At 57.9% G+C, this 22095-nt stretch carries 21 protein-coding genes; 4 read left to right on the top strand and 17 right to left on the bottom strand.

Features of this window, described 5'->3' with window-relative positions; translation table 11 throughout:
• Positions 1-14: 14 nt before the first annotated feature.
• The 6 genes from ET418_RS00515 to ET418_RS00490 all read right to left on the bottom strand — a co-directional run bounded on the left by ET418_RS00515 (position 15) and on the right by ET418_RS00490 (position 5945).
• Positions 15-677 (bottom strand): glycosyltransferase family 2 protein, encoded by a 663-nt coding sequence (locus ET418_RS00515; RefSeq protein ID WP_149305622.1) that lies wholly within the window; start codon positions 675-677, stop codon positions 15-17.
• A complete protein-coding gene (locus tag ET418_RS00510) occupies positions 659-1495 on the bottom strand; it encodes a polysaccharide deacetylase family protein (protein ID WP_149305621.1) in 837 nt (278 codons plus the stop codon). Before ET418_RS00510 ends, ET418_RS00515 begins: the two co-directional genes overlap by 19 nt.
• Before the next feature lie 91 nt (positions 1496-1586).
• Positions 1587-2267 (bottom strand): CRISPR system precrRNA processing endoribonuclease RAMP protein Cas6, encoded by a 681-nt coding sequence (cas6, locus tag ET418_RS00505; protein WP_149305620.1) that lies wholly within the window; start codon positions 2265-2267, stop codon positions 1587-1589.
• A 327-nt stretch (positions 2268-2594) separates the two neighbouring features.
• Positions 2595-3353: a succinate dehydrogenase/fumarate reductase iron-sulfur subunit gene (locus ET418_RS00500; protein WP_149305619.1), complete on the bottom strand. Its 759-nt coding sequence runs from the start codon at positions 3351-3353 to the stop codon at positions 2595-2597.
• Positions 3353-5266 (bottom strand): fumarate reductase/succinate dehydrogenase flavoprotein subunit, encoded by a 1914-nt coding sequence (locus ET418_RS00495; RefSeq protein ID WP_149305618.1) that lies wholly within the window; start codon positions 5264-5266, stop codon positions 3353-3355. The genes ET418_RS00500 and ET418_RS00495 overlap by 1 nt, the downstream gene beginning before the upstream one ends.
• Positions 5267-5276: 10 nt before the next feature.
• Positions 5277-5945 (bottom strand): succinate dehydrogenase cytochrome b subunit, encoded by a 669-nt coding sequence (locus ET418_RS00490; protein ID WP_149305617.1) that lies wholly within the window; start codon positions 5943-5945, stop codon positions 5277-5279.
• A 450-nt stretch (positions 5946-6395) separates the two neighbouring features.
• Here ET418_RS00490 and tgt point away from each other — a divergent pair, with 450 nt between their 5' ends.
• Positions 6396-7508, top strand: a complete 1113-nt coding sequence (gene tgt / locus ET418_RS00485; RefSeq protein ID WP_149305616.1) for a tRNA guanosine(34) transglycosylase Tgt — start codon at positions 6396-6398, stop codon at positions 7506-7508.
• Between the two features lie 121 nt (positions 7509-7629).
• On the opposite strand, the gene ET418_RS00480 is transcribed toward tgt, so the two are convergent.
• Complete coding sequence (locus ET418_RS00480; RefSeq protein ID WP_149305615.1) at positions 7630-8157, bottom strand: outer membrane protein assembly factor BamD; 528 nt, start codon at positions 8155-8157, stop codon at positions 7630-7632.
• Entirely contained in the window at positions 8147-9466 is a 1320-nt protein-coding gene (locus ET418_RS00475; protein WP_149305614.1) for a GGDEF domain-containing protein, read from the bottom strand. Before ET418_RS00475 ends, ET418_RS00480 begins: the two co-directional genes overlap by 11 nt.
• Positions 9467-9687: 221 nt before the next feature.
• Between ET418_RS00475 and ET418_RS00470 the strand changes: the two genes are divergently transcribed.
• Positions 9688-10596 carry a hypothetical protein gene (locus tag ET418_RS00470; RefSeq protein ID WP_149305613.1) on the top strand — a complete coding sequence of 303 codons (909 nt, stop codon included), beginning with the start codon at positions 9688-9690 and terminating at the stop codon, positions 10594-10596.
• Between the two features lie 14 nt (positions 10597-10610).
• Complete coding sequence (mazG, locus tag ET418_RS00465; RefSeq protein WP_149305612.1) at positions 10611-11393, top strand: nucleoside triphosphate pyrophosphohydrolase; 783 nt, start codon at positions 10611-10613, stop codon at positions 11391-11393.
• A 369-nt stretch (positions 11394-11762) separates the two neighbouring features.
• Here the strand turns inward: mazG and murJ are convergent, their stop codons facing one another.
• Positions 11763-13343: a murein biosynthesis integral membrane protein MurJ gene (murJ, locus tag ET418_RS00460; protein WP_149305611.1), complete on the bottom strand. Its 1581-nt coding sequence runs from the start codon at positions 13341-13343 to the stop codon at positions 11763-11765.
• Between the two features lie 2 nt (positions 13344-13345).
• Positions 13346-14686 carry a DNA recombination protein RmuC gene (locus ET418_RS00455; protein WP_149305610.1) on the bottom strand — a complete coding sequence of 447 codons (1341 nt, stop codon included), beginning with the start codon at positions 14684-14686 and terminating at the stop codon, positions 13346-13348.
• Positions 14687-14877: 191 nt separating this feature from the next.
• Here ET418_RS00455 and ET418_RS00450 point away from each other — a divergent pair, with 191 nt between their 5' ends.
• On the top strand, positions 14878-15423 hold the full coding sequence (locus tag ET418_RS00450; protein ID WP_149305609.1) for a Ros/MucR family transcriptional regulator: 546 nt from the start codon (positions 14878-14880) through the stop codon (positions 15421-15423).
• Between the two features lie 85 nt (positions 15424-15508).
• On the opposite strand, the gene rsmA is transcribed toward ET418_RS00450, so the two are convergent.
• The 7 genes from rsmA to ET418_RS00415 form a co-directional block, all read right to left on the bottom strand.
• Positions 15509-16333, bottom strand: coding sequence for a 16S rRNA (adenine(1518)-N(6)/adenine(1519)-N(6))-dimethyltransferase RsmA (rsmA, locus tag ET418_RS00445; RefSeq protein WP_149305608.1), 825 nt, complete (start codon positions 16331-16333; stop codon positions 15509-15511).
• Positions 16330-17352: a tRNA (adenosine(37)-N6)-threonylcarbamoyltransferase complex transferase subunit TsaD gene (tsaD, locus tag ET418_RS00440; protein ID WP_149305607.1), complete on the bottom strand. Its 1023-nt coding sequence runs from the start codon at positions 17350-17352 to the stop codon at positions 16330-16332. The genes rsmA and tsaD overlap by 4 nt, the downstream gene beginning before the upstream one ends.
• A 121-nt stretch (positions 17353-17473) precedes the next feature.
• Positions 17474-18217 carry an ABC transporter ATP-binding protein gene (locus ET418_RS00435; RefSeq protein WP_149305606.1) on the bottom strand — a complete coding sequence of 248 codons (744 nt, stop codon included), beginning with the start codon at positions 18215-18217 and terminating at the stop codon, positions 17474-17476.
• Positions 18218-18281: 64 nt separating this feature from the next.
• On the bottom strand, positions 18282-19034 hold the full coding sequence (locus ET418_RS00430; RefSeq protein ID WP_149305605.1) for an ABC transporter ATP-binding protein: 753 nt from the start codon (positions 19032-19034) through the stop codon (positions 18282-18284).
• Positions 19027-19986 (bottom strand): branched-chain amino acid ABC transporter permease, encoded by a 960-nt coding sequence (locus ET418_RS00425; RefSeq protein ID WP_149305604.1) that lies wholly within the window; start codon positions 19984-19986, stop codon positions 19027-19029. The genes ET418_RS00430 and ET418_RS00425 overlap by 8 nt, the downstream gene beginning before the upstream one ends.
• Positions 19987-19990: 4 nt before the next feature.
• Positions 19991-20872: a branched-chain amino acid ABC transporter permease gene (locus ET418_RS00420; protein ID WP_149306052.1), complete on the bottom strand. Its 882-nt coding sequence runs from the start codon at positions 20870-20872 to the stop codon at positions 19991-19993.
• Between the two features lie 73 nt (positions 20873-20945).
• Positions 20946-22085, bottom strand: a complete 1140-nt coding sequence (locus ET418_RS00415) for an ABC transporter substrate-binding protein (protein WP_149305603.1) — start codon at positions 22083-22085, stop codon at positions 20946-20948.
• Positions 22086-22095: the final 10 nt, after the last annotated feature.

Raw genomic sequence — 22095 nt, 5'->3', positions numbered from 1 at the left:
CGGTGTTCTCTTCCTTACATGTAGCGCAGGAAGGTCATGCAGATGTTCCAGGTATCCCGTACCGGACGAAAATGGCTCGTGGCGCGGCCATCGGCCACCCGAGCCGGCACCGCAAGGGAACCGATGGAAAACCCGCTGCGCCAAGCCTTCATGAGAATCTCCATCTCCAGGTTATAACCGTCGGCAGCAAGCGCCACCGAGCGGAGCAGTCGCCCGGAATAACAACGGAACCCTGACTGGCTGTCGCTGATCTCAAACCCGGTCCGCTGGCGCATGCACCAGACGCCGAAACGGTTCCAGACCTTGCGCAGGCCGCCCATCTCCTGGAACTGGCTGAAACGGGAGGCGATCAGGATATCGAAACGCCCCTCCTGGGCGGCAGCGACCACCCGGGGAACCGAGGATACATCATGCTGGCCGTCGGCATCAAGGGTGACGACGGCATCGCAGTCATGTTCCAGCGCCCACGCAAAACCGGTTCTGAGCGCCCTTCCCTTGCCCCGATTGCGATTATGGCGCAACAGAAGCGCCCCATGTCCGGCAGCTATGCTCGCCGTGGCATCGGTCGACCCGTCATCCACCACCACCAACGGATACCCCAGGCTGGAACACTCGTTCAGGATCGCGGCCAGGGACTTCTCGGCGTTGAACGCCGGGATCAGGATACAGACTGCCATGAATCGACCATTTCCCGCAAGGTGGTAAACGTGTAGCTGCCCAGCAGCCTCCGCAGCCGCGGCAGCCCATCCCGCCGCGTCCCGTAGGAGGCAAAGCGTTTCAGGAGCGGCAATTTGAGACGCGGCCCCTGGGGGTCAACCTCACGGGGATGCAGGTACAGCACTGCCGGCCGACCGGCCCGGCCATACCTCTCGACCGTCGCCGCGATCAGCCCGAATGGAAACAGGCGGAATCCCCATCCTCCGCCGGTGGGCAGATTTCCCAGGGGTGACCCTGACACCATGGGAGGTATCTCCCACAACGCCCCGTGCGCCGTTTCAATCCGGTACGGGTGACGTGCAGCGTTTCGGTCCCCGATAAAGGGGAGCGGGTTGCGGCTGGAGTCGTAGCGATAGCCGCGCTGCGCGAGGATGTCGTCAAACCAGGGGGTGTGGGCTGTTGCCGACCACTGGGGTGCGCGAAATCCGACCGGCAAGCTACCGGTGATCCCCATGATGACGTCTTCGGTCTTTTGCAATTCATCCACGAACTCCGCCGAGCTGAGTTCGTGGACCAGACGGTGCGAATAACCGTGGGAGGCGATCTCATGCCCCTGCCGATGAATGGTGCGCACCAACTCCGGATCGGACTCTGCCACACAGCCAAGGACAAAAAAGGTTGTTTTTACCCCAAACTCTGCGAACAGGTCAAGCAGCACCTCCGTGGCTCTGTGGACACGCCAGTCATCAGGCGGGATACACGGTTGCTGCTTGAGGCCGCAGACGTGAAACCAATCCTCCAAGTCAACCGATAGGCTATGTACGGCTTGCTTCGCCACAATCCTCCAAGATTTTAAAAAATACAGTAATTATATTTTTTCGTCAATTATACCGAGCGGCCTGCAAAGTTGCGAGTTAAAACCGGACATTTCACCACGCCAACCGGTAATGCCCCATCCCGTAGGAGGCACCCTTGCCCAAATGCAGATACTCCCCCAGCGCCAGAAATGGCATAAGATCGTTGAAATCGCCGTTCAGGACGCCATCTCCCATGACCCCGGACAGGGCCATGGAACGGCGGCCGGCGTCAGCGTAGAAAAAATTATCTTCAAGCAGTTCGATACGGTTGGCAACATGGGCATACTCCCTGAAGTTGTCCCGCATCTCGTAGCCGCAATAGTAGTAGGCCAGGGCAGAGACCCTGCGCATCAGTGATCGGACAAACTGCCCGGCATCGAAAGAATTCATGACCTTGCCGGTCTTCGCCAGCTTCAGCGGGGTTATGAAAGCGACCCCCACGGCATCGGTCGGACGGCAACGGCTATCAACAATGCCGTGGGCGTCGAGGGTAACCAGGTTTCCCAGATCCGGCGCACCATCCCCTGTGGCTATAACGGCCGGATTCCCGTGGAAGTCCAAGGATTCCACCCGGGAAATTGCCGCAGCAGCAAAGTGCCCCGCGTTGTGCCCGTTTGCGAGCAGGGAACGGAATGCGCTTATGAACTCCGTCGTATGGTTGAGCGCTTTTCCCACCAGAACCAGCGTGCAGGCGAAATCGTCGGCCTGTCTCGGGGCGGCGCCGTGGGGCGGGAACGAAAAGATGAACGGCAAGGGAGGCTTTTGATGGCACCTCACGGCAGAAGGGTCGGCACCAAGCTGCTGGCTGAACAATACGCAATAGGGACACTCAGCACAATCGGAGCCCGTTGAGCATGCGGATGCGTTTCCAGTGCAGACGAGCTTTCTGAATACCTCGGCAAAGTCCGGGCCACTGCGGTACAGATACGAAACCACACGGGAAACATCACTGGTATGGATGGTAAAACGCAGGTGAACGAAACTGAAATCCAAGTAAAATCCTCATTCTCGATAAAAAAAATCGGGGCGTCCCGCAGGATGCCCCGATTATAGCACATATTGCCGTAAAACGAATCAGAATTAGGCGAATTGCGCCTTGAGAAACTCCCGATTCATGCGGGCGATGAACTTGACGTTGATCCCCTTGGGGCAGGCGGCCTGGCACTCGTAATGATTGGTGCAGTTGCCGAAACCGCATTCAGCCATGGCCTTGGTCATGGCTGTGACGCGGGCAGCCGCCTCTGTCTTGCCTTGGGGCAGGAGCGCCAACTGGGAAACCTTGGCCCCGGTGAACAGCATGGCGGCGCCGTTGGGGCAACCGGCCACGCAGGCTCCGCAGCCGATACATTCGGCGGCATCCATGGCCTCGTCGGCCACCGGCTTGGGGATCAGGATGGCATTGCCGTCGGCCACACCGCCGGTGTGGCAGGAGGTATAGCCCCCGGCCTGGATAATGGTATCCAGGGCGGAGCGGTCGACGATCAAGTCTTTAATGATCGGAAAGGCGCGCGCCCTCCAGGGTTCAATGTAGATGGTATCGCCATCCTTGAATTTGCGCATATGGAGTTGGCAGACGGTGGTGCGCACCTGACCGCCATGGGGTGCGCCGTTGATCACCTGGGAGCACATGCCGCAGATGCCCTCGCGGCAGTCGTGGTCAAATACGATCGGCTCCCTGCCTTCGAGGATCAGGTCCTCGTTGACGCAGTCGAGCATCTCCAGAAAGGAGTGGTGCTCGGTGATGTTCTTAGCGGTATAGGTTTCAAATTTGCCGGGATCGCTGGCATTTTTCTGGCGCCACACGATCAGTGTCAGTGTCATGGTCTTGTGATCGCTCATTATTTGTAGCTCCTTACGGCGAGATGTACGTTCTCGAATTTCAACGGCTCCTTGTGCAGTTCGGGTTCAACACCCACGCCCTTGAACTCCCAGGCGCCCACATAGCAGTAGTTGACGTCGTCGCGCTTGGCCTCGCCGTCATCGTACTGGTATTCCGACCGGAAATGGCCGCCGCAGGACTCGTTGCGGTGCAATGCGTCGCGGCACAGGAGTTCGCCGAACTCCAGGAAGTCGGCGGTGCGGCCGGCGTTCTCCAACTGTTGATTGAGATCGGCGCCGCTGCCGGAGACCTTGACGTTCTTCCAGAACTCCTCGCGCAGGGCCGGAATCTTCTTGATATTCGCCTCCAAGGACTCCTTGGTACGCGCCATGCCGCAGTTTTCCCACATCATGGTGCCCAGCTCGCGCATGAAGTCGGTAACGGTACGTTTGCCGTTGATGGAGAGGAGCTTGTTGACATCCTTGTTGACGTCCTCCATGGACTTCTTGAATTCGGCGTGATCTTCCTTGACCTGGCCCGGCTTGACGGTGGCCAGATAACCGCCGATGGTATAGGGAATAACGAAGTAACCGTCGGCCAACCCCTGCATCAGGGCCGACGCTCCCAGGCGGTTGGCGCCGTGGACCGAGAAGTTGGCCTCGCCCAGCACGAACAGGCCGGGGACGTTGCTCATCAGGTTGTAATCGACCCAGAGACCACCCATGGAGTAATGGGGTGCAGGGTAGATGCGCATCGGCGACTTGTAGGCGTTCTCGTCGGTGATCTTCTCATACATTTCGAACAGGTTGCCGTAGCGCTCGCGGATGGTGTCCTCGCTGAGGCGTTTGATGGAATCGGCAAAATCCAGATACACGCCGCGGCCACCCGGGCCGACGCCACGCCCCTCGTCGCACTGTTCCTTGGCGGCGCGGGAGGCGATGTCACGCGGGGCCAGGTTGCCGAAGCTCGGGTACTTGCGCTCCAGATAGTAATCGCGATCTTCCTCGGGGATCTGGTTGGGCGGACGGGTGTCACCCTTTTTCTTGGGTGCCCAGCAACGCCCGTCGTTACGCAGCGACTCCGACATGAGGGTCAGCTTGGACTGGTAGTCGCCGGCCTGGGGAATGCAGGTCGGATGTATCTGGGTGTAGCAAGGGTTGGCAAACAGGGCGCCCTTTTTATGGGCCTTCCAGTTGGCCGTAACCGAGCACCCCATGGCGTTGGTGGAGAGGTAGAATACGTTGACATACCCTCCCGTACAGAGGCAGACGGCATCGGCGGCGTAACTTTCCAGCGCGCCGGTCACCAGGTTGCGCACGGTGATACCGCGAGCCACACCGTCCACCACGACCAGGTCGAGCATCTCGCGGCGGTTATACATCTTGACCGTGCCGGCTTTGATCTGGCGGGACAGAGCCGAGTAGGCCCCCAACAGGAGTTGCTGGCCCGTCTGACCGCGGGCGTAGAAAGTTCGGGAGACCTGGGCGCCGCCGAAGGAGCGGTTATCCAGATAGCCGGCATAGTCGCGGGCAAAGGGTATGCCTTGGGCCACACACTGGTCGATGATGTTGTTGGACACCTGGGCCAGACGCCAGACGTCGGCTTCGCGGGCGCGAAAGTCCCCCCCCTTGATGGTGTCATAAAACAGGCGATAGATGGAGTCGCCGTCGTTGGGATATGCCTTGGCAGCATTGATACCGCCCTGAGCGGCTATGGAGTGGGCGCGGCGCGGGCTGTCCTGATAACAGAACGCTTGCACATTGTAGCCCAACTCTCCCAGGGAAGCCGCGGCAGCGCCGCCGGCCAGGCCGGTGCCGACCACGATGACGCTGTACTTCCGTTTATTGGCAGGATTGACCAGTTTCAGGTCAAAGCGGTGTTTGTCCCAGGTTTGCTCAATCGGTCCGGTTGGACATTTTCCATCAAGTATCACGGTAACCCCCTTAACCTTTCAGAATTCCAGCAAAGATTGACAACGGAACAGCGACGTACCCCAGAAACAAAACCAGCGCAACCAGGGTGCCGGCCTTGACATAGACCGGCAGCGTCCTGTCGGTACTCCACCCCATCGTCTGGAAAAAGCTCTGGATGCCGTGTGACAGATGCAGAAACAGGGTTACCATGGCCGCCACATAGATGAAGGCCACAAAAAAGTTCTGGAAGCTGGAGACTACCATGGTAAAGACGTTGATCGCCCCTTCGGCATCGGGCACCAGGGCCATGCCGGGGACGACCTTCATGGTGAAGTGCAACAGGTGATAAATAATGAAACAGAGAAGGAGCAGGCCAGTCCAGATCATGTTCTCGCTGGCAAACGTGGCCTTCTGGGTCGCCTTGACGGCATACGGTTGGGGCCGGCCGCCGCGATTCTCAATGGTCAACTGAATGCCGTACCAGATATGAATGGAAACGGCAGCCAGCATGAAGGCCCGGAATGCCCACACCAGGGGAGGAAACGCATGGAGGTGGTGGGCATAGGCGTTGATGCCTCCGCTGATCCAGCCAAAAATGGTCGTATTGCCGATCAGATGGACCACGACAAACAAGATCATGAGCAGTCCCGTGATCGCCATCACGATCTTTCTGCCGATAGACGATGATAGTAGTTGCATAGAGTTCCTTCCTTTTCAAGATGGTAATAACGCTCGGAGCATCAATGGAAATAAAGCATGGGGATAGCGAGATGATAAGGGAAAGGCGGGGGACCACGCCAACACGACCTTGAGACGACCTGCATTCTATCCTCCTTCGAGTGTATTTGATGCGGCAGTCATGCAATTAATGCCATGTCATTTTCTCTGTGGAATCCAGACAGGGCATAGTAAACACCGTTATAAAAAATTGCAAGGGTTTTGTGTATACAGAATACAGGCGAAACAGCTCCAGACGTCAGGCATCACCGGGATTGCATTTGGAGCGACATTCTGATAGTAAACTACACGCTATCGTAAGCATTTTGTTACGAACATATGATATGATTCACACCTGTACCTCTCCGTGACCCGGTCACCGTAGCTACGATGCGAACAAGATTTAGAACAGAATTGATAACGAGGGGTTAGATGTTATTCCAATTAATAAAAAAAGACAAGCATTGTGCCGCCCGGCTGGGCCTTATCACTACCTCGCGGGGTGAGATTCCCACGCCGATTTTCATGCCGGTGGCCACCCACGGCGCCATGAAACCGCTCACCCCTGCGCAGATAGAGGAAACCGGGGCGCGGATCATTCTCAGCAACACCTATCACCTTCATTTACAACCGGGCGAAGGTCTGGTGAAAAAGGCTGGCGGTCTGCACAAATTCATGTCGTGGGACAAACCGATTCTGACCGACTCGGGCGGGTTTCAGGTCTTTTCCCTTCCCAATAAACGGATCACCGAGGATGGTGTTTTCTTCAAACACGAGGTGACCGGTGAGGAAATCTATCTCGACCCGGCCAGCGCCACCCGTATTCAACAGGACCTGGGGGCCGACATCATCATGGCCTTCGACGAGTGCATCCCCTACCCTTGCGACAAGGCGTACGCCGAGCAATCCACGAAAAAGACCATCCGCTGGCTCAAGGAGTGCCGTAACGCCATGACCGACAACGGCCAGGCCCTGTTCGGCATCGTCCAGGGGAGTGTGTACGAGGATCTGCGGGCCATGTGCGCCCGGGAGATGCGCAAGCTGGACCTGCCCGGCTATGCCATTGGCGGTGTCAGTGTCGGCGAAGGATTGGAACTGCTCAAAAAAGTGGTGGGCTGGACGGCGCCGCATCTGCCGGAAAACAAGCCGCGTTACCTGATGGGAGTCGGCCTCCCGGAAGACATCCTGGAGAGTGTCGAGCGAGGTGTCGACATGTTCGACTGCGTCATCCCCACCCGCTACGCCCGGAGCGCGACGCTCTTCACCCGGCGGGGCAAGATTCGTCTCACCAACAAGAACTACAAACGGGACTTTTTCCCCATTGACCCCAGCTGCGACTGCTACACCTGCCGCCATTTCACCCGCGCTTACCTTCACCATCTGTTTGTGGCCAACGAGGTGCTTTCGGCGATCTTGTCCGCCCTGCACAACATCCACTTCTACCTGACCATGATGACTGAGATCAGGGAGGCGATCGCCAACGACCGGTTCATGGAATACAAGGGTGCGTTTCTTGGGGAATACCTGGGGAATGAACGAAAGTAGAGCGCCTGCCGGCACCCTTTATTTCCCTGATGCCAGAGGATGGGGCGTTAGCAGCTCGATACCGATGAGAGGCTATGTGCACACAGATCGCAAAGAGTGCGTTGGCAGGGTGAGGCGTTATTCAGCGCTTGATCTTTTGTTCCAACTCAAGATCAAGATTTTTCAAACGCTCGATACTCTGGCGTAGTTCTTTGTTATCCCGGGTGAGGGACAGATTTCGCTCCCGCAGGGTTCTCACGTCGTGCTGGCTGTCGCGAAGAGCGCCCACACCCACCAGGTAGGCGGCCAAGGGCGCCGCCTGTCTGGTCCAGGCGCTGAGGGGGAACTCCTTTTTCAATCGCACCAGCAAGGCATGGGCATGGGTGTCCCCTTTTCCTCCATCGTCGCGCAAATGAAGCAAGGCCAACCGGAAAAGCGCTTCATCCGTCACACCGGGCAACGTCTGACCAGCGACGACCTGTTCCAGCAACCCCTGTGCCTCCCGCTCTTTCCCCTGTATCAGATACTGCAGCGCACCGGCAAAACGGCGTTCCTGTTCCATGACTGGAGTGGCCGTTGAAGGCGGCTTGCCCCGCAACAGGCTGCAGCCACCGGAAAACGCCACCACCAACGACAGTATGAGCGCAACTGCAGCCCGCTCAAACATCATAGTTTCCCGCCTCTCTCACGATGATATAGTTACTCCCCGATGATTCCTTGACGTGATCCTTGACCTCGGCCGCAGCCGTAGCGATCTCGGCTGCGGTGGCATAATCACCCGGCTCGCAGACCAACACGGCAATCGACATGGATATGAGCGGGAACACCCGAGGCACACCATAACGGTCAACCCCTTCAAATGAGCCGGCAGCGCGGTCCTCATCCGAATAAAAGAATGGGACCATGGCGTCGAATTCCTGAATGATCGTCTGGCAGGCCGATTTGGCCAGCTCCGCGGCGACGATGACGACAAAATCGTCGCCGCCGATGTGCCCGACAAAGGCTTCGGGATCATGCAGGCGCTTGACCGCATTATGGATCAGTTCACCGGTCTCACGCAGTATCTCGCTGGCCTTGATGTAACCGTAGCGATCATTGTAGGATTTGAAGTTGTCCAGATCCAGGTAGCACATGGCAAACGGTTGCCGTTCGCGCAACCGCCGGCTGATGGAACGTTCGATGGCGATATTTCCCGGCAGCCGGGTCAGGGGGCTGGCGTCGAGACTGATCTGTTCCAACTCCTTGAGCCTGGCCGCCATACGCGTGAAATCTTGCGCCAGGGTGCCGATCTCGTCACCCGGCGGAATGCCCGGATCGTGGTCGAAGTCGCCGGCGGCAATGCGGTGGGTGGCGGTTTGCAGCTTGCCGATGGAGGAGGCGAAGGTATAGATCAGATAGACTGCCACCAAGAAGGCGAACAGCACGCCAACAAAGGCCAGCCCTATGGAGCGGGTGACGGTCTTGGCCTCCTTTTCATCGGATACTTTCAACTTGTTCGCCAGGGATTCCTTCTGTTCCACCCGAATCTGTTCGATAAGATCTTCCACCCGTGCCGTAGCCTGCTTCATGGCCCCGGCGTCGACCTCCCTGCCGCTGAACACCCGCTTGGTAAGGTTTGCGTAGGCTGCGTATGCCGCAACAAGCTTGTCGCCGCCCTTGCCCCGGTAGACACGCTGCAAAGAAGCCAACTCCGAGCGGAATTTTTCCGCATTTTGGTCGTAAAGCTCATGGAATTCCGCCTGCCGCAGGATCTGAAACTTGCCGACATAGCGTTCCTGCGTCAGCATCATCTCACGCAGGGTAATGGTAATGGTGGCCGCGGACAGATCGCTTCTGGCGATCTCCTCCTCCATGCGATGCATCGACCCCAGGCCGGTAACGGCATATATCAGCGCGGCCATCATACATATCCCGCAGAGGGCAAAACTGATGATCATCTTCTGGATCAGGCTCAAGCGAAAATGTCCGGGGAATGGCATGGCATCAGCCTCTAGTGCGTAAACTCCGTTCGGTGGCACGGCAGGTAAGGGTACCCGATACGGCCCGCCTATGGTAGTACAGAAACGGGGGCAAATGCAATTCATTGTCGCCGCATGCACGTCAACATGGCAAAAGACGTTGCATTGTGCCTGGCGCAGAGCTATATAAAAACCGCGCGCACTTCCGCCATAACCAAACCAACAGAAAAGGATGCAACATTATGATCGAAAGACGACGTCCATCAGTCGGGACGATAGGTGTGCTGGCCGCCCTGATCCTGTTTTCCTCCGCCGCCGTACATGCGGAGGAAAATGTCTGCGGCCCGACCACACCGAGCGAAGAGCATCTGTTCAATCTCCAACTGGAGAACGAAGGGCTCAAACTCAGAATCAAACAGCTTGAAACCGTCAAGACCATCTCAGCCGAACGTCTGCGTCAGAAAAAGGTCCAGCGCCTCCGGGAAATCGCCGCCGAGGTCAAGACTCAGCGTCAAACCACCAGCGATTTTCAGGGTTTCGTCAAATGGATGAGCACCAACCTGGCGGGCTATAACCGGTACATCCAGGCCGGTTCCTATGCGGCGGTGGCCGCCAGAATGCTCCCGATCCCCTACGCCGGACAGGCTTCAATCTTCACCAAGTTCGTCGCCCAGTTTACGATAGCACTCAACAACGCCTCCGTTTCAGTCACCAATTATCTGAACTCGTCCCAACGCTTCATCGCGCTGGTCGAGGCCATCGACCCGGCCAAACCGCTCGATGAGAAGACAATAACCGAAGCGTCCCATTTCGCCGATCAGAAACTGCTGAAAGACATGAACGACGCCCAAACAAAACTGGCCACGGTCGCCGACCTCTCGTCCGGCGCCCTCTCCTTCCTTGAGAGCGTGAACCACTACGCCAGCGGAACGGACGAATATTGGAACAAGGTCAAGGGGCTGATGAAAAAGGATGTCGACCCCAAGGAAAAGAGCTTCCTGTCGGAGAGCACCAGCAACCTCAAGACCCAGGCCAACCGATTCAACGGCAAGCTGAGATCCTTCGAAGAGATCACGAAAAAGGAAGCGGCAAGCGTAAAATCCCTGGCGGTCTACGATGAACTGGCCGCCGATCTTGTGGCCGCGAAATGAGCAACGAGACCGTTATGACCGCAAACCACGGCACCTTCGACGACCTGGTGAATATCATGCGCCGCCTGCGCGGCCCCGGCGGTTGCCCCTGGGATGCCGAACAAACCCACGAGAGCCTGACGCGCTATCTGCTGGAAGAGGCCTACGAGGTCATTGAGGCCATCGACGCAAAATCTCCGGAACATCTGAAGGAGGAGTTGGGCGACCTGTTGCTGCAACCGGTCTTTCATGCCGCAATTGCCGAAGAGGCGGGAGCGTTCGACATGGCCGACGTCATCCAGGAACTCTGCGACAAGCTCGTCAGACGCCACCCCCATGTCTTCGGCGACATGGAGATCAGTGACAGCGAGGCACAGGTAGAGAACTGGGAGCGCATCAAGAAGGCCGAAAAGGGGCAGGAGCGGCCATCGGCCCTGTCCGGCGTGCCCCCGCATCTACCGGCGTTGCTCAAGGCTCAGAAGATCACCGAAAAGGCATCGCGGGTCGGTTTTGACTGGGAACATGCCGACCAGGTCTTTGCCAAGGTAATGGAAGAGTTGCACGAGTTTGAGGAGGCGTGGGACGGGGGCGATGAGACCCGCATGGAGGACGAACTAGGCGACCTGCTGTTCGCCATCGTCAACCTGGGGCGTTTCCTGTCGCTCAATCCCGAGGAGGCCCTGCGCAAAACGATCAACCGGTTTCAACGACGTTTCCGGTATGTGGAGGAAAATCTCCAGGGGCAGGGAAAGAAGATGAATGAGACCCCGCTTGCCGACATGGATATCCTCTGGGAAGAGGCTAAAAAACTCGAATGATCAGCGTGTCGGTGGGGATAAGTCACAGGAATGTGACGTCTTTTACCATCAGGTTTCAGCTTATCCACAAAAATTGTGGATAAGCTGTGGACAACGGTGTTGATGAAATACAAAAGTTATATTTTTACAAGTGATTTTTGCACTTTGCCTTTTTTTTACACAAACGCATTTCAAAATAATTTCAACAAGTTATGTTTGTCTCTTTGGATTTTGGGTAGTTAGCCGATTGGCGGCGGTTTGGATACAACAAATAAATTCCATGCCAAGTTGACCTGTTCATAACTGTCATTTTTTCAGAAAAATTCGTTGCCCTTTAAATTCAACGTGTTCCGCCCGTAAAAGATATTCTTTGCCTGCAGTGCCGCCAATTCAAGGTGCACTTCTTTTCCGTCCCATTTTCCTTTTGAGCATTGTCAGCACTTCCAACGCTTCCTCCGACCGCAACAACCGGACGCAGAGCCCGTAGATGACGATGCCGGACGCTATGGCGCCACCAAGCACCAGGGCTTTGCCTGTTTTATGACCCATGAGCGACCAGTCGGCCCAACCGCACAGATAACGGACCGTGATGGCCATCGGCACGGCGGCAACCAACGACTTCAGACCGCAGTACACAACCCCCCGCCCGCCGAACGGACCGATCTTGCGCCGCAGGAACCAGAGCAGCATTACCATATTGCCCAAGGCCGAAATCGTGGTGGCCAATGCCAATCCCCCATGTTTGAAGGGCCCCATCAGAGCCAGGCTGAAACCCAGATTGACCAGAAAGGCACAAAAGGCGCTCCAGACCGGCGTTTTGGTATCCTTGAGCGCGTAGAAGGCCGGGGCGAGGACCCGCGTCATGGCTACGAAGGAAAGGCCTAACGAGTAATAGAAGAGCGCCTGGGCCGAATTGACCGCCTTTGCGTAGTCGAATGCCCCCCCCATGAAGATCAGGCTGAAGATGGGGGTCGAGCAGACCAGAAGGCCGACCATGGCCGGAATGGTGATGAAGAGGGTCAGACGCAGGCCAAATGAGAGGGACTCCTTCATGCCGTTCATGTCGCCCTCGGCCGCCTGCCGGCTCATGGAGGGGAGCACAGCCTGGGCAACGGAGACCGTGAAGATCCCCTGGGGAAACTCGAACAACCGCTGGGCGTAGTAAAGATACGACACGCTCCCTTGGGGCAACAGCGAGGCCAGTATGGCGCTGACGGTAATATTGAGATAGTAGACCCCCACGCCAAAGAGGGACGGCAGCATCAGGAGTGCAATACGGCGCACTTGGGGATGGCCGAAGGCGAAACGGGGACGGATCGGAAATCCTTTGCGCCACAGCACCGGCAGTTGCAGGAGCAGTTGCACGATCCCGCCGATCAACACGCCTGTTGCCAGGGCCGTAATGGGAACATCGAAAAAGCCCCGTAGAGAGAGGGCCGCAACGATCATGGAAATATTGAGGAAGACTGTGGAGATGGCAGGGGTAAAAAAATGGCGGACGGTGTTGAGAATCCCCATGCAGAGCGCCACCAGGCTGATGAAGAAGATGTAGGGGAACATCACCCGGTTCAGGAGTACGGTCAGCTCGAACTTGCCCGGCACCGAGTGAAATCCGGGAAACATCAAGCCGACGATGACGGGAGAAAACAGGATGCCGGCCAGGGTCACACCGGCCATGACAATAGTCAAAAGACTGAAGCAGGCATTGGCCAGTTCCCGCGCCTCATGTTCGCCCCGCTTGTTGAGAGTCTCGGAAAAAATAGGCACAAAGGCCGAGGTCAGTGCCCCCTCGGCAAAAAAACGTCGCAGCATGTTGGGGATTTGGAAGGCGGCAAAAAAGGCGTCGCTCGCAAATCCTGCGCCGAACAGGCGCGACACCACCATGTCACGCACCATGCCCATGACTCGCGACAGAATGGTTGCCGAACCGAGGATACCTGCTGCCCGCGCTATATTACCCTTTTCAGACATAGTCAGTGCTCATCCCCCTCGCCCATCTCAGGCAGGTCCAGGAGTCCGGCGGCCTCCTCCTGGGGAAGTTCCTGCACGTCCCGCAACTTGCGTTCGATAGCCCGGGTGCGGATGGCAGCCTGATCGATATGATTGCCCGCCTCCTGCAACTTCTTGCTCGTTTTTTCGAGTACCACCCCGAACTTGGCGAATTCGGTCCGCACCGCGCCAAGCAGGGTCCATACTTCGGCCGAACGTTTCTCGATGGCCAGGGTGCGAAAGCCCATCTGCAAGCTGTTCAAGAGCGCAGCCAGGGTGGTGGGCCCGGCCGCCAAGACCTTGTATTCCCGCTGCAACGTCTCGGCCAGGCCGGGCCGCCGCAATATCTCGGCATACAGCCCCTCGGTAGGAATGAACATGATGCCGAAATCGGTGGTATGCGGGGGGTCCAGGTACTTGTCGCGGATGGCCTTGGCCATCTCCTTGATCGCCCGCTCCAACTGACGGGCTGCTTCCTCGGCGGCACCGGCGTCGGCGTTCTCCTGGGCCTCCACCAGGCGGAGATAGTCCTCCTGGGGAAACTTGGCGTCCAGCGGCAACCAGACCATGCCCTCCGCCGTACCGTCCCGGCCGGGCAGGCGCAGGGCAAACTCCACCCGCTGTCCGCTCCCCTTTTTAGATTCGACGTTGCTTTCGTACTGCCCCGGCGCCAGTATCTGCTCCAGCAGGCTGGCCAGTTGAACCTCGCCGAAGGTGCCGCGGGTCTTGACGTTGGTCAAAACCTTTTTCAGGTCCCCGACACCGCTGGCCAGGGACTGCATCTCCCCCAGACCCCGCTGGACCAATTCAAGACGTTCGCTGACCAGCTTGAAGGACTCGCCCAGGCGTTTTTCCAGGGTATCGTGCAGCTTTTCATCCACCGTCGCCCGCATCTGTTCCAGTTTCCGGGCGTTATCCTCCTGGATCAGTCGCAGACGGTCCTCCACGGTCTCCCGCAGCTTGTCCAGCCTCCCCTCATTGCTCGCGGTCAGGCTTTTCAACTGGCCGGCAAAGATGTCCAGTTGATTCTTCTGCAAGCCGGCAATCTCGCTCATGCGTTTCAGGAGCGAATCCCCCAGGGCACCCACGAGCGATGTTCCCTCCTCGCGCCCCTGGCGGGCCGATAGTTGGGCTTCCTCACGGTTTCTGGCAAGTTCATCGCGCAGCATGCGCTCCATGCGCTCCAACTGCCGCTCCAGGGCATCGATACGCACGTCAAACGATGCGTTTGAAGCGATGCGCGAGAGCCGCGCCAACACCAGGGCCAACAGTATCAGGGAAAGTAGCGACACTATGAGTAGCAGGTAAAACAATGGTGCTGTCATGGCTGTTGTTCCGTTTCATGCGTGGTTGGTATACTGATGTTCTTCATGCCACATCCTTGTTATGCTTAGCAACTAGTTTTTGTATTCGGCAACTCAGTAGTTAATCAATTTTTTGCTTATTTATTTTCTTGATTTATGTCGGTATTTCGTGATAACCCGTAATAGAGTTAAATATATATAAAGGAGGACGTATGACAGCAACTCTTGTTGAACTGACTGCGGGCATTGTTTCTTCCCATGCGGCCGGTACGGAGATGAACAGTGACGATCTTATCCAGGAAATCAACCGGGTCTTCACGACGCTGAAAAAACTGGAAACCGAAGGAGCCACGGCGGCAGAAGGCGCCGCTGCACCGGGTGCACCGGCCATGTCGATCAAAAAAGCCTTCCAGAACGATCAGGTCTGCTGCCTGATCTGCGGCAAAACGGGGTTCAAGACCCTTACCCGCCACCTTAAACAGGCTCACGACATGAAACCGGGCCAGTACCGCAAGCAGTTCAATATCCCCGCATCCCAGTCCCTGACTGCCAAGAACTACTCCGAGGCACGCCGCAAGGCTGCCAACGAAAACAATCTGGCTGCCAACCTGGAAAAGGCCCGCGCCGTGCGTGCCGCCAAAAAAGACGCCGCAAAACCGGCAAAACCGGTAAAGGCCGCTGCAGCAAAACCGGTTAAAGCAGCGAAAGCCGTCGCCGTTAAAGCCGTCAAGGCAAAACCGGCCAAAACCAAAGCCTAATCATTTATACCCATTGCCACAACAAAAAAACCGCTGAGATGCGGTTTTTTTGTTGTGGCGTCCTTCTCTCAATCCCTTGCTGTTCTCAGCGTCCCACAGTTTGAAGGGTTGTCAGACACCGGGAAAGTGCAGCGAACTCTTCCATGGAAAGGGTCTCGCCACGGCGTTTTCCATCGATCCCGCACTGTTCCAAAATCCCGTACATCTCATCCGGCGAGGCGAGTTCAGCCGCTTTCAAGCAGTTGGACAAGGTCTTGCGGCGCATGGCAAAGGCCCCCTTGACCACTTTTCGGAAAACCGACTCATCACCGACCTCAACCCTGGGCCGCACAAGCGGCACGAAGCTCAACACAGCCGAGTCCACCTTGGGACGGGGATGAAAACAGGTCGGCGGAACAATGAACTCCCGGCGGATATCGAACCACAACCCCAACAGCAGCGTCGTCACACCGTAATCGGCACAATCCGGCGAGGCCACCAGCCTCTCCCCAACCTCGCGTTGCAGCATCAGCACCAGTCGCGAGAAAAGGCCGCGCAATTCCAGTAGGCGAAAGAGTATCGGCGTCGAGATATTGTACGGCAGGTTGGCCACCACCTTCCAGGCCGCCGGTTCCGCGCCCAGCACCCCCGCAAGGTCGAGCGCCAGGATGTCACCGTCGATCACCGTGATCTGATCATTTCCGGCGTAACGTTCTTTCAGGGCGGCCGCCAGGGCGTGGTCGAACTCCACGAGCGTCAGCCAGCTGCCGTGTTGCGCCAGCAGTTCGCTCAGCGCGCCTCGGCCTGGGCCGATCTCGAGGATACGGTCCTCAGGGGTCAATTCGGCAGCACGGATGATCTTGGCAATGATGTTGCCGTCGACGAGAAAATTCTGGCCAAGGGCCTTGAGGGGGCGACGCAATGCTGTCATGAGAACATGTCCTTGATACGGTCCATCTCCCAGGTGGCGGTAACGTCCAGGGACAGGGATGATGCGTGACCGTTGCACAGATAATAATTGCCGGCAACCCCCAGCATGGCTGCGTTATCGCCGCACAGGGCGGGCTTGGGGATATGCAGTTCCACCCCGAGATCTGCCGCCATGCGGGTCATACGGGCGCGCAGTCCGCTGTTGCAGGCTACCCCACCCGCTACAACCAGACGTCGCGCCCCGCACTGCCGGAGAGCCGCCTCGGTCTTGAATGCCAGGACATCGCAGACCGCCTCTTGGAACGAGGCGCACAGATCGCTGGCATCTTGGCTCGGCATGGCAACGGGATGTTTGTTGATCCATTGCAGCATAGCCGTTTTCAGGCCGCTGAAGCTGAAATTGAGGCTGCCGTCATTGATCAGCGGGCGGGGCAGGCGCACCGCCCGGCAGTCCCCCGTCCGTGCCAGAGCATCGATCCGGGCGCCGCCCGGATATTCGAGCCCCATGATCTTGGCGGACTTGTCGAAGGCCTCGCCGGCGGCATCATCGATGGTTCTGCCGATGGTCGTATAGCGGCCGAAGCCCTCAACAAGATAGAGGTGGGTATGGCCGCCCGACACGACCAGCGCCAGGAAAGGGAACTCCACCGGCTGTTCCAGACAGGTGGCAAAGATATGCCCCTCAATGTGATGAACCCCCACAAAGGGAACGGCCTGGGCAAAGGCGATCGCCTTTGCGGCGGAAAGCCCCACCAGAAGAGCCCCGGCCAAACCCGGCCCACGCGTGACCGCCACCCCCTGGATGTCTCCCATGGCCAAACCAGCCTCATGCAACGCCTGGTTCACCACAGGGGTAATCATCTCCAGGTGTTTGCGCGAAGCAATTTCCGGCACAACGCCACCATACTCGGCATGGATGGCGATCTGCGACGACACCACCGACGAGAGCGTCTCGCAGCCGTCACGCACCACTGCGGCTGCGGTTTCATCGCAGGATGATTCAATGGCAAGTATCAACACAATAGTTATTACCTTTTTGCGGCACGCAGACGCCGAGATTGGGGTGAAAGCAAAAAGAGGATCTCATTACTTCGCAAAATCATCAAGGTCTGACTCTCCCCGGCGGTTCCGTGACAACATATTATCGTTCCCAAATCTCTTTTTTGTCCTTTCCCAGATAGGCCCGTTTGACCTCGGCATTCTCCAGCAACTCGGCCGACGCCCCTTCCAGGATGATCTTGCCGGTCTCCAGCACGTAGCCCCGGTCGGCCAGCTTCAAGGCGGCCTTGGCATTCTGCTCCACCAGCAGTATGGTGACGCCGTTCTCCCGGCGCAACCGCTCCAACACCCGGAAGATTTCCTGCACCACCATGGGCGCCAGCCCCATGGAAGGCTCGTCCAGCAGCAGGAGTCTGGGGTTAGCCATCAAGGCCCTGCCGATGGCCAGCATCTGCTGTTCCCCCCCCGACATGGTGCCGGCCAGTTGCCGACGCCGTTCCTCCAAACGGGGGAACAGGGTAAATACCTGCGCCATATCCCTGCGGATGACGGTTCGATCCTCACGGTTGCGGTAACGCAGATAGGCGCCCAACTCCAGGTTATCCTCGACCGAGAGCGGCTTGAACACCTGGCGCCCCTCGGGTACCTGGGAGATGCCGTATTTGACGATCTTGTCCGGCGTCAGGGCCGTGACCGGCTCCTTGCGGAACAGCACCTCACCGCTGCCGGCCGGCGTCACCCCAGAGATGGTATTGAGGATCGTGGTTTTACCGGCCCCGTTGGCGCCGATCAGGGTCACGATCTCCCCTTCCCCCAGATGCAGGGAAACGTTTTTAAGGGCATGGACCTTACCGTAGTAGGTATTTATATTTTTAAGTCTCAACATCGGAATAACCACTACCCTCGCAAAATAAGGCCGTGAACATAACCCGTCACCGATATTTCAAGTCTTACCCATCACCCAGGTATGCCGCAATTACTTCCGTATTTTCCTGGATCTCCCGCGGCGTACCCTCCGCCAGCTTTTTGCCCAGATTTAGCACCACGATCCGGTCGCACACATCCATCACCAGTTCCATGTCATGCTCAACCAGCACCACGGTAATACCCATCCCGCGTATTTTTCCAATCAGTTGCGCCAAACCGAGGGTTTCCTGGCTGTTGAGCCCGGCGGCCGGTTCATCCATCAGAATGATGCGGGGCTCCACCGCCAGGGCGCGTGCGATCTCCAGTAACCGCCCATTGCCAAAGGAGAGATTACCGGCCGTATCGTCCGCCAGTCCCGTGATACCTGTGAACTCAAGCCAATGCATGGCAGCTTTCCGGATGCGCCGCTCTTCGGCAATGCTCCAGGGCATCATCAGGGAACAGGCCAGGAGCCCGCTGGAACTCTTGGTATGGAGTCCGACCATGACGTTTTCAAGAACAGTCATGGCGCCGAACAGTTCGATGTTCTGGAACGTCCGCACCATGCCGAGGCGCGCCAGCTGTTCCGGGGGAAGCCCCGTGATGTCTTTGCCGCCCAGCTTCACACTGCCGGAGGTTCGGCTGTAGATGCCGGTAATGATATTGAACAGGGTCGTCTTCCCTGCGCCGTTGGGGCCGATGACGCCGGTAACGGAACCTTGCCCGATGGTAAAGGAGACATCATCCAGGGCCGTGACGCCACCGAATATGCGGGTAATGCCGGAAACCTCAAGCATTGCCTGCGCCCTCCCGTCTCCTGGCCACTCTTCTGAAAAGTTCGGGGAGGCCCCGCACCAGTCCGCCCGGCATGAACATGACCATACTCATCAGCAGGCCACCGTAGATGATGATATCGTAGTCCTGGGCACCCCGCAGGAGTTCGGGCAAAAGCGTCAGGAGCGCCGCCCCCAGAAACGAGCCGTAGACACTGCCCAGGCCGCCGATCACCACCATGGTGAGTAACTCCACGGAGAAATTAAAGCCAAACGAAGCCGGGGAGACAAAGGTCATGGTATGGGCGTAGAGGCTGCCGGCCAGAGAGGATATGACGGCAGACAGGGCAAAGACCTGCACCTTGAGGATGCGGGCATTGACCCCCATGACCCGGGCCGCGACCTCGGAATCGTTAACCGCCCGTAGGGCGCGACCGACCCGGGAACCGGCGAGATTGACGCAAAACAGCACAACCGCCAGGCCGAACGTCCAGATCAGATAGTAATTCTTCAAGTCGTTGTCGAATACCAGGGAACCGATGGCAAGATTGGGGATGCCCGACAAGCCGGACGGGCCTCCGGTAAGATCCACGGTCTCGTTGAACACGATATAGATGATAATGCCCAGGCCGAGGGTGGCCATGGCGAGGTAATGCCCCTTGAGCTTGAGGATCGGGAAGCCGATCAGGCCGGCCAGTATGCCGACCGCGAGCGCCGCCAGCGGCATGGCGAGCCATGCATTCCAACCGTAGGTGGCGGTCAATATCCCGGAAAGATAGGCGCCGATGCCGAAAAAGCCCGCGTGGCCGAGAGAGATCTGGCCGGCATACCCCAACAGCAGATTGAGGGCCACCGCCAGCATGGTGTTGATGCCGACGAACACCAGCACGTTCATCAGGTAGCCGCCCGTGAAAACCAGCGGCGCGGCAAGAATCAGGACGGCAAAAAACAAAAATTTGAGCAGCTCGCGTCTCATGCCGTCACACCCGCTCCGATTCGGCCTTGCCGAACAACCCCTGGGGCCGGATGAATAGGATCAGCAGGAGGATAATAAAGGCAATGGCATCCTTGTAGCCGGAGGATATCAATCCCGCTCCCAGGGATTCAAGCACCCCCAGGATCAGCCCCCCGACCACGGTGGCGATGCCGCTGCTCATCCCGCCGATGATGGCGGCGCAAAACCCTTTCAAGCCCAGCATGATTCCCACATCATAGGCGGTCATGGTCAGGGGGGCCACGATGATGCCGGCCAGCGATCCCAGCACGGAACTGATGATGAAGGAGAGCAGTACCATGCGGCGCACGTCGATACCCACAAGACTGGCGGCGCGGCGGTTGTATGAGCAGGCCCGCATGGCCTTGCCGCTGATGGTGTGATAGAAGAAAAATTTGTTGACGGCAATGATCAGCACCGTGATGGCCAGTATCCAGATGTGTTGGGGCAGGATGGTCGCCCCGGCGATGGAAATCGGTTCGTCCCCTGAAAATGGCGGAATGGCATGGGTATCCTTGCCCCACAGCAGCATGGCAAGGCCGCGGATCAGGATACTGCCGGCAATGGTGATGATCACCAGATTGATGGGGGTCGGCTGGCGCAGCGGCCTGATGGCAAGACGCTCGAACAGCATCCCGGCCAGGGCGGATACCGCCACGGCGCAGGGGACGGCGGCCCAGAGCGGCAGTTGCAACAGCTCCAGAAAGAAGAGTGTCAGCATCCCCCCCAGCATGACGAATTCGCCCTGGGCGAAATTGATGATGCCGGTGGCATTGAAGATGATGGAGAAGCCGATGCCGATCAGAGCGTAGATCGCTCCTGTGGACAGGCCGGAAAATGAATATTGGAGGATCTGTTCGAGCTGCATTGGCGTCCGTTTCTTACGCAGAAACTCCCTCCCCTTCATGGGGAGGGAGTTTCCCTTCATAGTGAGACGTCTGCTACTTTACGATGGACCAGTGCCGTTTTTTTACCTCTACCAGCACAAAGGCGTCGTTGTTCAATCCGGCATGATCCTGGGCCGAATAACTGAAGGTCCCGCCGATGCCGGCAAACCCGCGCGTCCTCTCCAACTGATCCCGAATCGTGGCGCGTGTATCGCCCCCGCGTTCGATGGCGTTTTTCAGCAGCATGACCGCATCCCAGGCATGGCCACCAAAGTGATCCCCCTCGGCCCGGTAATGCTTTTGGTAATCCTTGACAAAGGCCGTCAGAGCCCCCTTCTGCCGATCCGAACCGGGAAGCAGGTCCGCCACGATCACCTTGCCGGAAGGGAGTTTGATCCCTTCGGCTGCATCACCGGCCAGTTCGATGAACTTTTTGGAAGATACGCCGTGACTCATGAACAGGGGCGTTTTGAGGCCCAACTGGCGGGCGTTCTTGGCGATAACCGCCGGCCCCGGATTGGTGCCCCAGCAGATGATCGCCTGGGCCCGGGAGCCCCTGATCCTGGTCAGCTGGGCGGTCATGTCCGTATCCTTGGGACCATAGGTGTCATCCGACACGATGGTGATGCCATATTTTCCGGCTTGGGCCTTCAGCTGCTCGCGGCCCGAGGCACCAAAACCGTCGGAAACGGTCAGGATGGCAACCTTCGACTGTTTATGCCGTTGCAGATATTCGTAAATTTTTCCGACAGCCAGGGTATCGTTCTGGGCGGTCTTGAATACCCATTTTTTAACCGGTTCCGTGATCTTGATACCGGCGGAACACGAGATAAGCGGGACCTTTTCACGCTCGGCCACCGGGATAACCGCCATGGACTCACCGGTGGTGCTGGGGCCGATGATGGCCGCCACATGGTCGTCCCTGATCAGCTTGGTGGCGAGTTGTACCGCCTTGGTCGCATCGCCGGAGGTATCATAGACCACCAGTTCCAGCTTGTGTCCCTTGACGCCGCCGGCCTTGTTGATTTCTTCCACCACCATCTTGGCGGTATTGCGCTCCGGTTCCCCCAGAAAGGCCGCCGGGCCGGTCACGGCGAACAGCCCGCCGATCTTGATTGTTCCCGCGGCAAAGACTGCTGTGGCAGACAGAAGACCGATGCACACGACACCGCACACTGCGATCAGTTTTTTCATTCTCCCCCCT

The sequence above is a fragment of the Oryzomonas rubra genome, assembly GCF_008369015.1.
Classification (GTDB): Bacteria; Desulfobacterota; Desulfuromonadia; order Geobacterales; family Pseudopelobacteraceae; genus Oryzomonas; species Oryzomonas japonica.
The sequence above is the reverse complement of the archived record's forward strand: the minus strand, read 5'-3'. Positions and strand labels throughout refer to the sequence as shown.

What these genes read in the sequence shown, in the direction of transcription:
- ET418_RS00435 (WP_149305606.1), bottom strand. Translation starts at nt 18,217, where the DNA reads ATGTTGAGACTTAAAAATATAAATACCTACTACGGTAAGGTCCATGCC.
- ET418_RS00475 (WP_149305614.1), bottom strand. Translation starts at nt 9,466, where the DNA reads ATGCCATTCCCCGGACATTTTCGCTTGAGCCTGATCCAGAAGATGATC.
- ET418_RS00425 (WP_149305604.1), bottom strand. Translation starts at nt 19,986, where the DNA reads ATGAGACGCGAGCTGCTCAAATTTTTGTTTTTTGCCGTCCTGATTCTT.
- ET418_RS00430 (WP_149305605.1), bottom strand. Translation starts at nt 19,034, where the DNA reads ATGCTTGAGGTTTCCGGCATTACCCGCATATTCGGTGGCGTCACGGCC.
- tgt (WP_149305616.1), top strand. Translation starts at nt 6,396, where the DNA reads ATGTTATTCCAATTAATAAAAAAAGACAAGCATTGTGCCGCCCGGCTG.
- mazG (WP_149305612.1), top strand. Translation starts at nt 10,611, where the DNA reads ATGACCGCAAACCACGGCACCTTCGACGACCTGGTGAATATCATGCGC.
- ET418_RS00455 (WP_149305610.1), bottom strand. Translation starts at nt 14,686, where the DNA reads ATGACAGCACCATTGTTTTACCTGCTACTCATAGTGTCGCTACTTTCC.
- rsmA (WP_149305608.1), bottom strand. Translation starts at nt 16,333, where the DNA reads ATGACAGCATTGCGTCGCCCCCTCAAGGCCCTTGGCCAGAATTTTCTC.
- ET418_RS00470 (WP_149305613.1), top strand. Translation starts at nt 9,688, where the DNA reads ATGATCGAAAGACGACGTCCATCAGTCGGGACGATAGGTGTGCTGGCC.
- ET418_RS00500 (WP_149305619.1), bottom strand. Translation starts at nt 3,353, where the DNA reads ATGAGCGATCACAAGACCATGACACTGACACTGATCGTGTGGCGCCAG.
- ET418_RS00415 (WP_149305603.1), bottom strand. Translation starts at nt 22,085, where the DNA reads ATGAAAAAACTGATCGCAGTGTGCGGTGTCGTGTGCATCGGTCTTCTG.
- ET418_RS00515 (WP_149305622.1), bottom strand. Translation starts at nt 677, where the DNA reads ATGGCAGTCTGTATCCTGATCCCGGCGTTCAACGCCGAGAAGTCCCTG.
- ET418_RS00480 (WP_149305615.1), bottom strand. Translation starts at nt 8,157, where the DNA reads ATGATGTTTGAGCGGGCTGCAGTTGCGCTCATACTGTCGTTGGTGGTG.
- ET418_RS00420 (WP_149306052.1), bottom strand. Translation starts at nt 20,872, where the DNA reads ATGCAGCTCGAACAGATCCTCCAATATTCATTTTCCGGCCTGTCCACA.
- murJ (WP_149305611.1), bottom strand. Translation starts at nt 13,343, where the DNA reads ATGTCTGAAAAGGGTAATATAGCGCGGGCAGCAGGTATCCTCGGTTCG.
- ET418_RS00450 (WP_149305609.1), top strand. Translation starts at nt 14,878, where the DNA reads ATGACAGCAACTCTTGTTGAACTGACTGCGGGCATTGTTTCTTCCCAT.
- ET418_RS00490 (WP_149305617.1), bottom strand. Translation starts at nt 5,945, where the DNA reads ATGCAACTACTATCATCGTCTATCGGCAGAAAGATCGTGATGGCGATC.